Consider the following 1222-nt stretch of genomic DNA (forward strand, 5'->3'; position numbering starts at 1 on the left):
CCGACGAACAGACCGCCGCCGCCGACGCCTTCCACGCCGGCGACCACCTCGCCCTCCAAGCAGGCGCCGGCACCGGCAAGACCAGCACCCTCGCCCTTCTCGCCCACCACACACACCGCCGCGGCCGCTACCTCGCCTACAACAAAGCCATCGCCCAGGACGCCGCTGCACGCTTCCCCTCCACCGCCACCTGCAAAACCGCCCACGCCCTGGCCTACGCCGCCCTCGGCCACCACTACGCCCGGCGCCTGAACGCCCCCAGACGCCCTGCCTGGCAGACAGGCCAGGCACTCGGGATCAACAAAACCATCCGCATCGGCGAACGCGACCTGTCACCCAAAGCCCTCTCCTACGCCACCCTGCGCACCGTAACCAGCTTCTGCCACTCCGCCGCACCCACCATCACCCGCCACCACGTCCCCCGCCTACGCGGCCTCGAAGACCCCGACCTGCACACCCAACTCACCAAACACATCGTGCCCTTCGCCCACCGAGCCTGGACCGACCTCCAGCACACAGACGACGGAGCCGTCCGCTTCGACCACGACCACTACCTCAAGATCTGGGCCCTCACCCAACCCAAAATCAACACCGACTTCCTCCTCCTCGACGAAGCCCAGGACACCAACCCCGTCGTCGAAGAAATCTTCCTCAACCAGCGCAGCCACGCCCAACTGGTCATGGTCGGCGACTCCGCACAAGCCATCTACCAATGGCGCGGAGCACGCGACGTCATGACCACCTTCCACGCCACACAACTCACCCTGTCGAAATCCTTCCGCTTCGGACCCCACCTCGCAGCCGAAGCCAACCGCTGGCTCACCATCGCCGACGCACCCCTGCGCCTCGAAGGAACCGACACGGTCCCTACCGAGCTCGGTCCCGTCGAGATCCCCGACGCTGTCCTGTGCCGGACCAACGTGGGCGCTATGCGCGAAGTCATGCAACTACTCGAAATGGGCCACCGCGTAGCTCTGGTCGGGGGAGGGGAAGCGCTGCGGGCCTTGGCCCGGGCCGCCAACGACCTCAAAGAGGGCCGCCGCACATCCCACCCCGAACTCGTCCTCTTCCCGACCTGGGGCGAACTGCAGGACTACGCCGGCCACGACCCGGCCGGCGGCGACCTCCAGCCACTCGTCGACCTCGTCGACACCCACGGCACCACCACCATCCTCCAAGCAATCGACCAGCTCGACGACGAACACACAGCCGAGGTGACCGT

1 protein-coding gene is annotated in these 1222 nt (G+C 67.2%); it reads left to right on the plus strand.

Annotated elements, in window-relative coordinates:
• The coding region (locus ACIPEK_RS46725) for a UvrD-helicase domain-containing protein (protein ID WP_402009164.1) at nt 1-1222 on the plus strand (1222 nt) is incomplete at both ends.

Origin of the sequence: Streptomyces sp. NPDC088246 (genome assembly GCF_044741025.1) — a bacterium.
In the GTDB taxonomy this organism is placed as follows: Bacteria; Actinomycetota; Actinomycetes; order Streptomycetales; family Streptomycetaceae; genus Streptomyces.